This window comes from Tahibacter caeni (assembly GCF_024609805.1).
Lineage (GTDB): Bacteria > Pseudomonadota > Gammaproteobacteria > Xanthomonadales > Rhodanobacteraceae > Tahibacter > Tahibacter caeni.
Genome location: NZ_JANFVR010000176.1, coordinates 1 through 10,059, shown reverse-complemented (window position 1 = coordinate 10,059; position 10,059 = coordinate 1). Strand labels below are relative to the sequence as shown.

6 protein-coding genes are annotated in these 10,059 nt (G+C 67.3%); 4 read left to right on the top strand and 2 right to left on the bottom strand.

What is annotated here, in order from left to right:
- The 4 genes from NON22_RS14825 to NON22_RS14810 all read left to right on the top strand — a co-directional run.
- Positions 1 to 411, top strand: a 411-nt coding sequence (locus NON22_RS14825; RefSeq protein ID WP_257387722.1) for a lysophospholipid acyltransferase family protein, incomplete at its 5' end; no start/stop codon positions are given.
- A gap of 291 nt (positions 412 to 702) precedes the next feature.
- Positions 703 to 4,242, top strand: a complete 3,540-nt coding sequence (locus NON22_RS14820; RefSeq protein ID WP_257387721.1) for an indolepyruvate ferredoxin oxidoreductase family protein — start codon at positions 703 to 705, stop codon at positions 4,240 to 4,242.
- 132 nt (positions 4,243 to 4,374) lie between these two features.
- A complete protein-coding gene (locus NON22_RS14815) occupies positions 4,375 to 7,719 on the top strand; it encodes a DEAD/DEAH box helicase (protein ID WP_257387720.1) in 3,345 nt (1,114 codons plus the stop codon).
- 356 nt (positions 7,720 to 8,075) lie between these two features.
- Positions 8,076 to 8,858, top strand: coding sequence for a DUF3667 domain-containing protein (locus NON22_RS14810; protein ID WP_257387719.1), 783 nt, complete (start codon positions 8,076 to 8,078; stop codon positions 8,856 to 8,858).
- Between the two features lie 279 nt (positions 8,859 to 9,137).
- On the opposite strand, the gene NON22_RS14805 is transcribed toward NON22_RS14810, so the two are convergent.
- Positions 9,138 to 9,590 (bottom strand): OmpA family protein, encoded by a 453-nt coding sequence (locus NON22_RS14805; RefSeq protein WP_257387718.1) that lies wholly within the window; start codon positions 9,588 to 9,590, stop codon positions 9,138 to 9,140.
- Positions 9,587 to 10,059: hypothetical protein (locus NON22_RS14800; RefSeq protein WP_257387717.1), on the bottom strand; the 473-nt coding region annotated here is incomplete at its 5' end. The genes NON22_RS14805 and NON22_RS14800, both read right to left, overlap by 4 nt.

Genomic DNA, 10,059 nt, shown 5'->3' with positions numbered 1-10,059 from the left:
GGCGCCAAGGCCCAGCTCGCGCGCGCGCTCGACGAGGGTGCCGCCGTCGTCAGCGTGCTCGACATGCCGCCGCGCATGGCGCCGCGCGGCCAGCGGCCCGTGCGCCTGCTCGACCGCGACGCGAGCTTTCCCGACGGAACCCTCGAGCTGGCCAAGGCCGCCGGCGTGCCGGTCGTGCCGTACTGGATGGAGTTCGACCTCGACCGCGGCCTGCGTCGCTTCGTCATCGGCGAACCGCTGGACCCGGCCGACCCGGCCACCCTGCAGAAACTCGCCGACCTGCTCGACCGCGCGATCCGCCTGACCCCGACCGCCTGGTTCTTCTGGCCCGAATGGCCGCGCTGGATCGCCGACGCCGCCGCAGCGGCCGAGCCGGCCGCACCGGCCGAGTCGACGACCGAAGCCGGTTAGCCGCAGCGAGCACCGGCCTAACGTTCCGCGGCCCCGCCAGAAATCACCGCGCACAGGAGCGAAAGGGCGAACGCTGCCGAAGTCGTCCCGACAGCACCCTTGAGTCAAGGGGGCGGCCGGGCGCTTGCAGCGCAAGCGTTCGGCGGGGTTGTGGAGATACGCGGCAGTGCACAAGAGCGACGGCGCAAACGCTGCCGAGGTCGCCACTTGTCCGGACCTGAGCCAGTCGTGGCACCATGCCGCGACCGCTAAAATCGCCGATTCCCTCCGCTCGCCACCGGATCCCCGTCCATGTCCGTGCCAGCCGTCCAGCCCGCCGAAATCGACCGCGAGTACAGCCTCGAGCACAAGTACACACGTAGCGAAGGCCGCATCTACCTCTCGGGCGTGCAGGCTCTCGTGCGCCTGCCGCTGATGCAGCAGATGCGCGATCGCGCCGCCGGGCTGAACACCGCCGGCTTCATCTCCGGCTACCGCGGCTCGCCGCTCGGCGGCTTCGACCTGGAACTGTGGAAGGCGCGCAAGCACCTGAAGTCGTCGAACATCGAGTTCACGCCCGGCCTCAACGAGGACCTCGGCGCAACCATGGTCTGGGGCTCGCAGCAGGCCAACCTGTTCCCGGGCGCGAAATACGACGGCGTGTTCGCGATGTGGTACGGCAAGGGCCCCGGCGTGGACCGCTGCGGCGACGTGTTCAAGCACGGCAACGCGGCCGGCACCTCGAAACACGGCGGCGTGCTCGCGCTCGCGGCCGACGACCACGCCTGTCGTTCCTCCACATTGCCGCATGGTTCCGAACTGGAATTCGTCTCGGCCATGATGCCGGTGCTGAATCCGGCCGGCGTGCAGGACATCCTCGACATGGGCCTGCTCGGCTGGGCCATGTCGCGCTTCACGGGGCGCTGGGTCGGTTTCAAGACGATCGCCGAAACCGTGGAGTCCTCGGCCTCGGTCAACGTCAATCCGCATCAGCTCGACATCGTGATGCCGGAAGACTTCGTGCTGCCGCCGGGCGGCCTGAGCATCCGCTGGCCCGATCCGCCGCTCGACCAGGAAATGCGCTTGCACCAGTACGCCGTGCAGGCCGCCGTCGCGTTCGCGCGCGCGAACCGCATCGACCGCACCGTCATCGATTCGCCGAAGGCGCGCCTCGGCATCGTGACGACGGGCAAGAGCTACCTCGACGTGCTGCAGGCGCTGGAATACCTCGGCATCGGCGTGCGCGAGGCGGCCGACATCGGCCTGCGCGTCTACAAGGTCGGCATGACCTGGCCGCTCGAGCCGATCGGCATCCGCGAATTCGCGCGCGGTCTCGAGGACATCATCGTCGTCGAGGAAAAGCGCTCCTTCATCGAATCGCAGATGAAGGAACACATGTACAACTGGGATCACCACACGCGTCCGTCCATCGTCGGCAAGTACGACGAGGAGGACAACTGGATCCTGCCGTCGACGAACGAGCTGACCCCGGCGCGCATCGCGCGCGTGATCGCCAAGCGGCTGTCGCGCTTCTTCACCTCGGAAACGATCGAGAACCGCCTCGCGTTCCTCGCCGCGAAGGAGAAGGAGCTGGCGCTGCCGCGCGCGAGCTTCCCGCGCGCCGCGCACTACTGCTCGGGCTGCCCGCACAACACGTCCACCGTCGTGCCGGAAGGCTCGCGCGGTCTCGGCGGCATCGGTTGCCATTACATGGTGACCTGGATGGACCGCCGCACCGAGACCTTCACGCAGATGGGCGGCGAAGGCACCACGTGGTGCGGCCAGGCGCCGTTCACCGAAACCAGGCACGTGTTCCAGAACCTCGGCGACGGCACCTATTTCCATTCCGGCTCGCTCGCGATACGCCAGGCCATCGCGGCGAAGGTCAACATCACCTACAAGATCCTGTACAACGACGCCGTCGCGATGACCGGCGGCCAGCCCGTCGACGGCACGCTGACCGTGCCCGACATCGCACACCAGGTCCGCGCCGAAGGCGTGAAGACCATCGTGCTGCTGTCGGACGACATCGAGAAATGGTCGCGCCCGGAAATCTTCCCCGAAGGCGTTGAATTCCTCGACCGCAGCGAGCTCGACGCCGTGCAGAAGCGCCTGCGCGAGACGCCCGGCACCACGGTCATCATCTACGACCAGACCTGCGCGACCGAGAAGCGCCGCCGGCGCAAGCGCGGCAAGCTCGAGGACCCGAAGAAGCGCGTCTTCATCAACACGCAGGTCTGCGAAGGCTGCGGCGACTGCGGCAAGAAGTCGTTCTGCGTGTCGGTGCTGCCGAAGGAAACCGAATTCGGCCGCAAGCGCGAGATCGACCAGTCCAACTGCAACAAGGATTTCTCCTGCGTCAAAGGCTTCTGCCCGAGCTTCGTCACGGTGCACGGCGGCGGCCTGAAGAAGCGCAAGGGCGTCGGCAAGGTCGATTTCGACGCGCTGCCGCATCCGGTTTTCGCGAGCGATCTCGCGCAGCCCTGGAACATCCTCGTGACCGGCATCGGCGGCACCGGCGTCGTCACGATCGGCGCGCTCGTCGGCATGGCCGCGCACCTGGAAGGCAAGGGCGCGACCGTGCTCGACCAGACCGGCCTCGCGCAGAAGGGCGGCGCGGTGACCTGCCATCTGCGCATCGCGCGCGCGCCGTCGGACATCCACGCCGTGCGCATCGCCGCCGGCGAGGCCGACCTCGTGCTCGGCTGCGACATGGTCGTCGTCAACGACTACTGGGCGCTGTCGAAGATCCGCGCGGGCCGCACGCACGCGGTGCTGAACACCTACGAAGCCATGCCGGGCACGTTCACGACGCGGCCGGACATGCAGTTCCCGTCGGCGGAAATCATCGCCGCGGTCAAGGTCGCGCTCGGCGCCGAAGCGCCGGAACTCGTCGACGCGACGGGCCTGGCCACGACCCTGCTCGGCGACTCGATCATGGGCAACCTGTTCATGCTCGGCTATGCCTGGCAGAAGGGCTGGGTGCCGCTGAGCCTCGACGCGCTGATCCGCGCGATCGAGCTCAACGGCGCGGCGATCGAACAGAACCGCGCGGCGTTCAACTGGGGCCGCATGGCTGCTCACGACGTCGCGACGGTGCTCGCCGCGGCCGGCAAGGACAGCGGCGCCGACGTGCCGGATCCGCTGGCCGCCGGCGGCGACAGCCTGCTCGACGACCGCCTGATCTCGCCGGATCTCGACAGCGTGATCGCTCGCCGCGTCGCGTTCCTGACCGAGTACCAGGACGCCGCCTACGCGCAGAAATACCGCGCGCTCGTCGAACGCGTGCGCGCAGCCGAGGCCGCCCAGGCGCCCGGCGCCGCGGCGCTCGGCGAAGCCGTCGCGCGCTATGCGTTCAAGCTCATGGCCTACAAGGACGAGTACGAGGTCGCGCGCCTGTACAGCCGGCCGCAGTTCCTCGAGCAGATCCGCGACACCTTCGACGGCGACTACAAGCTGCACTTCCACCTCGCGCCGCCGCTGCTCGCGCGACGCGACAGCGAAGGCCATCTGGTCAAGCGCGAATACGGTTCCTGGATGCTCGGCGCGTTCCGCCTGCTGGCCAAGTTCAAGGGCCTGCGCGGCGGCGCGTTCGACATCTTCGGCAAGACCGCCGAACGGCGCATGGAGCGGCAATGGATCGCCGACTACTTCGCCGCGATCGACGAGCTGCTGCGCACCCTGAATGCGGACAACCGCAGCCTGGCCGTCGACATCGCGAGCGTGCCGGAACAGATCCGCGGCTACGGCCACGTCAAGGAAGAGCACGAAGCCCGCGCCAAGGCGCGCTGGAACGAGCTGCTCGCGACCTGGCGCAACCCGAAGGCCGTCGCGGTCAAGCTGGTCGCCTGAACCCGGTATTACGCCGCCGTCCGGCGCCGCGAAGACCGCGGCGCCCACGGCGGCCGATTCTCGGCATAATCGGCGTTTATCTGTCTCAGCGGCGGCGTGCGGCGCCGTCGCTGCGCAAGCGCCGGGAGGCCCATGGATCGGTCGCAGTTCATCCAGCTGCTAGCGCGGTTCGACTTCGGTAGCGTCTTTACCCCGGCCATCCTCGAGCGTGGCCTGGACTATGTCGACAGCGGCCGCGTGCTGGAGAAGGACTACCGCAGCGAAGGTTCGGCCGGCGTGCTGTTCGGCCTGGTCCAGGGCAACGCCGTCGATCCGTATCGCTGCGGCTTCCGCCTGCTGCCGCAGGGCCGCCGCGCCGTCGCCGACACGCACTGCAGCTGCCCGGTCGGCGCAGGCTGCAAACACGTCGCCGCGCTCGTGCTCGAAGCGCTCGGCGAGGACTGGAGCTGGGACGACGACGCGGCCGGCAGCTTCGCGCTGAGCGCGCCGCCGTCGCCGGCGCAGCTCAAGCCCGACCTGAGGCCCTGGGACCAGTGGCTGTCGAGCCTGAACCTGCCGGTCGCGAATACCGGCCACGTCGGCGAGGACCGCGTGCTCGGCTTCCTGTTCGAGACCGCGCCGGGCATGCCGGCCGGCCTCTGCGCCCAGGCCATGTGGTTCCGCCACGGCAAGCGCGGCGGCCTGGTGTCGCCGCGGCCGGTGCAGCCGGTACAGGGACGCGGCGACCCCTGGGTCGGCCTGTCGCCCGACGAATTCCAGCGCATCGCCGAGCTGCGCATGGCGCAGACCGAATTCCTGCGCAACGGCAGCTGGCAGCGCCTGGCGTCGCCGAGGCACGAGGCCTGGCTCGTCGACGTGCTCGCGCACACGCCCTGCTATTTCGGCAAGCCCGGCAGCGCGGCGCTCACACCAGGTCCGCGCCGCCGCGTCGAATGGATCTGGCAGCCGCAGCCCGACGGCACGCAGCGCATGGCCGCGAGCATCGTCGACGCGGCAGCGGCCACGCAGCTGCTGCGCATCGCCGGGCTCTGGTACTGGGATCCGGTCGCCAGCGAAATCGGACCGGTCGACGGCGACGTCGCCATGGCCGAGCGCCTGCTGCGCGCGCCGTCGGTGCAGCCCGAACAGGCGCCGCTGCTGCGCGAACGCTGGAAGAACACCGAATCCCTGGCCGACTTGCCGATGCCGGCCGACCACGGCGAGATCGAAGTCATCCAGGTCGCGCCGACGCCGATACTGCGTCTGGGCACCCTGAAGGCACGGCCGGCGCGCGGCGGCACGAGCTACGTCGCCGGCTGCCTGCACCTGACCTTCGACTATGCCGGCCAGCGCGTCGACTACGCCGGCATGCAGGCGCGCGAACGCCGTTTCGTCGGCGGCCGCGTCCTCGACATACGTCGCGACCGCAGCGCCGAGATCGCCGCGTACGAGCGGCTGGACCGGCACAAGCTCGTGGAGGCCGGCGACGTCGCCTACGCCCACGGCCTGCGCCTGGACGATCACGCGCAGGGCGTGTTCGTACTCGAGCGCGGCCGCAGCGAACTCGCGCCGCCCGACCATCTGCTCGCGCTGGCCATGCGCCTGCAGGCCGACGGTTTCCAGCTCGAATTCGACGCGGGCTCGCCGGTCGAGATCCTGCCGGCGCCGGACGCCTGGCATGCGGACGTCAACGACAGCGGCAATGCCTGGTTCGATCTGTCGCTCGGCATCGACATCGCCGGCGAGCGCGTGGACCTGCTGCCGATACTGCAGCGCGCGCTGACCGACCCGGCGTTTCCGCTGGTCGCGCCGGCCAAGGAAGCGCCCGACGCGATATGGCTCGCGCCCGTCGACGCGCGCCGCCGCGTGCCGCTGCCGGTCGCGCGCGTGCGCGCGCTGATCGCGCCGCTGCTGGAATGGCTGGAACAGGGCAATGCGCGCGAACGGCTGCAGCTGCGCCGCGCCCAGGCCGGCGTCGTCGAGGAACTGTCGCAGGGCGCCGCCGCGCTGCCGTGGCGCGGCGCGAACCGGCTCAGGGACATGCTCGCGCAGCTGCGCGCCGAACGGCTGCCGGTGTCCGAGCCGCCGGGCTTCGGCGCCAGTCTGCGGCCGTACCAGCGCGACGGCCTGGCCTGGCTGGAATTCCTCGGCCAGTCCGGCCTCGGCGGCATCCTGGCCGACGACATGGGCCTCGGCAAGACCGTGCAGGTACTCGCGCACCTGGAAACCCTGCGCCAGCGCGGCGAGCTGGACCGGCCGGCGCTCGTCGTCGCGCCGACCAGCCTGGTCTGGAACTGGCGCGCCGAGGCGCAGCGCTTCGCGCCGCAGCTGCGTGTGCTGATCCTGCACGGCTCGGCGCGCGACGCGAACTTTGCCGCGATTCCCGAGCACGATCTCGTCATAACGACCTATCCGCTGCTCGCGCGCGACCGCGACGTGCTGATCGAACAGCCATTCTCGCTGCTGATCCTCGACGAGGCGCAGGCGATCAAGAACGCGCGCACCCAGGCCGCGAAGGTCGTGCGCGAACTGAACGCGCGGCGTCGCCTCGCGATGACCGGCACGCCGCTGGAAAACCATCTCGGCGAGCTCTGGGCCCAGTTCGACGCGGTCGAGCCGGGCCTGCTCGGCGACGAGCGCGCGTTCGTGCGCCATTACCGCACGCCGATCGAGAAACATGCCGACGCCGAGCGCCAGGCCAAGCTGCACCGGCGCATAGCGCCGCTGATGCTGCGCCGACGCAAGGAAGACGTGCTGCTGGACCTGCCGCCGAAGACCGTCATCGAGCGCGGCGTCGAGCTCGTCGGCAAGCAGCGCGAGCTCTACGAATCGCTGCGTCTGGCCCAGCACGAGCGCGTGCGCGAGGCGATCCGCGAACGCGGTCTCGCGCAGTCGGGCATCGTCGTGCTCGACGCCCTGCTGAAGCTGCGCCAGGTCTGCTGCGACCCGCGCCTCGTCAAGCTCGAACGCGCGCGCAAGGCGCCGGAATCGGCCAAGCTCGACCTGCTGCTCGATCTGCTGCGCGAGCTCGCCGCCGAAGGCCGCCACGTGCTCGTGTTCTCGCAGTTCGCCGAAATGCTCGAGCTCATCGAGCAGTCGCTGACCGCCGAAGGCATACGCCACCAGACCCTGACCGGCCAGTCGCGCAACCGCGCCGAGCTCGTCGAGGACTTCCAGTCGGGCCGCGTGCCGGTATTCCTGATCAGCCTCAAGGCCGGCGGCGTCGGCCTGAACCTGACCATGGCCGACACCGTGATCCACTACGACCCCTGGTGGAATCCGGCCGTCGAGGCCCAGGCCACCGACCGCGCGCATCGCATCGGCCAGGACAAGCCGGTGTTCGTCTACAAGCTGATCTGCACCGGCACGGTCGAGGAAAAGATCCAGGACATGCAGCAGCGCAAGGCCGACCTCGCCCAGGCCGTGCTCGAAGGCGGCACGACCCAGGCGCTGCGGTTCGACGAGAGCGATCTGGCGGAGCTGTTCGGGCTGGAGTGACCTCCGCGCGCCGCCCGAGCGCGGAGACCGCGGTGTGAACGTATCGACGCGACAGCCGTCTTTTCGTGATACGACCGGCGGGATGCGCGCGGCACTCCAGCCTGCCGGGCGCCCGGCGCCCGCAGGGAACGGCCCGCAAGTCGGCCGTCGCGCGCCGGCCTTGAATGCTTCAAGGAAAATTCAATGCGGTGCCGGAGCTTGGCGGCCTACCTCCCTGCTCCACCTGCGAGAGAGACGGAGAGAACAGCCATCCGGTTTCTCGCAGCGGAGCCAGGCGGGTATTCGCCATCCGGCGCACCGGAGAAACCGCGGCGTTTCCGCGTACGGCGTGGGGCCACCCTCTGCGGACCGCCGCCGTGACCGTTCCCGCCAAGCCCGTGATCCTCTCCGACGCGTTCTTCGCCGCCGCGCTCTGCCGCAACTGCGGTGCGGCGCTGTCCGGGCCGCATTGCGCGGAATGCGGGCAGAAGAAGGCCGCGCGCCTCGGCATCGGCACGCTGCGCGGCGAAGTCTGGGAAAAGCTGCGGCTGTTCGAGCTCGATCAGCTGCAGTCGGCGCTGCGCCTGCTGACCGGGCCCGGCAAGGTCGCGCGCGACTACGTGTTCGGCGTGCGCAAGCGGCACACGCATCCGCTGAAGCTGCTGCTCGTCGCGATCGGCCTGCTGCTCGTCGTGCTCGCGCAGACGCGCTACCTGAATTCGGCCGACGCGCAGGTCTCCAAGGTGCTCGAGACCGTGCGCAAGTACGCCGAGTGGTCGTTCTCGCTCGGCCTCGTCGCGATCTGGGCGGCGTCGATGAGCGGCTTCCGCAAGCGCCTCGGCTACAACGCGGTCGAGCACCTCGTGCTCGCACTGTATGCGCAGTTCGTCGTCATCCTCGCCAACGTGCTGAACCAGCTGCCGCTGCTGATCCTGCGCTCGCCGGCCTGGCTGGCTTGGCACAAGCAATGGTCGGGCTGGACCATGGGCGCGATCGAGCTCGGCATCGTGCTGCTCGCGCTGAGCCAGTTCTTCGTCGTCGACCTGCGCCGGCACTGGTGGCGGCTCGCGCTGGCCGGCACGGTCTACGTCGCCGGCAAGAAGCTGCTGCTCTACGCGTATGCGTGGGTGCTGGTGAAGATCGTGCTGGCGGCCGGCTGAGTTGCGCGGCGGGCATCGACCACGAAAGGCTCGAACTGCACCCCTCAGTGGGTCTCCCTGCTGCTTTCGGTTGTAGCGCCCTCGATAGGCCAATACGCATTCACCTTTCGGACCTTTGAGCTGCGAGGGAACTGCGCCGTTCTTTTGGAATGGACCTAACGAACTGGGGATGCAGGGGGGATAAATAGCTCAGGGCCCAGCAAGCTGGGCCCTGAATTGTTGCGTCCCGTTGGTTACGTAACGTCGAAAGCGCCACACGTGCTGCGCGGCGGAAACTCTCTAAAGGCTTAAGTTGAATTCGACGCGTCTGTTAATTGCTCTGCCTTCTTCCGTTTTATTGTCGCCTATCGGCATATCAGTGGACTTTCCTTCCGCTTTGACCACGGAGTTTCTTGGAATACCGTTAGACAATATCCAGTCAAGTACACGTTGCACTCTCCTGGTCGATAGCTCATGACAATATTTTCCAGAACACTCTCTATCGTCCGTAAAACCCAGCAACTCTACTCTAAGTTGCGGATGGCGTTTTAGGATTTCGATGTTCTTCTCGAGAGCTGACTTCGAAAAATTATCTATAGAACTCATGAGTGATTCATTCGCGTTTGGCCGTCCACTTTTGAAGTGAATGGTTATTCCGTCGGGTCCGCTGAAGCTCGAAGTTTGCTCGCTCGCCTTGGGAGTGTGCGAAATAGCCAAAGTGAGGAAAGAAAAAAAAATGATCGTGAGCTTCATTTGCAACTGCCTTCTGTGGATGAACCACAGGCTACCAGTACAGAGATATTTGCCTGTCTCTCGATATTTTTTTGACTGAAACCCCCGAAAGGAGTCCAGCCGTCTGAAGAAGATTCTGCAAAGCCCGCTGCTTTCTGATAAATGGCTTGGGCTGTATAGCCAGATACTTCCGCAGCAAAGCGTTCATCTCTGGTCATAACGGGGGACCCTCTCGCTTGGTCATCAACACCATGCTGACCTTCATGTGCAACGGTGCGAGCAAGTACGTTGATGGTCCCATTTTCGCTACTTCTGATCGCCTTGCTCATGTTGATTGTAATATCCACTCCTCCACTGCCGTCTTTTTTAGAGTCTGTAATTTGAACTGTGTAGCTGCTCTTTGCTAGAAGGCGGCGCAAGTCGCAAGGAGCGAGAGAGTGGCGAAGAAGTTGGACGAGTCGATGCTGGATGGCCTGCTGTCGGAGTGCAA

Excerpts from the sequence above, each read along its gene's own strand:
- NON22_RS14805 (WP_257387718.1), bottom strand. The coding sequence starts at position 9,590 with ATGAAGCTCACGATCATTTTTTTTTCTTTCCTCACTTTGGCTATTTCG.
- NON22_RS14820 (WP_257387721.1), top strand. The coding sequence starts at position 703 with ATGTCCGTGCCAGCCGTCCAGCCCGCCGAAATCGACCGCGAGTACAGC.
- NON22_RS14815 (WP_257387720.1), top strand. The coding sequence starts at position 4,375 with ATGGATCGGTCGCAGTTCATCCAGCTGCTAGCGCGGTTCGACTTCGGT.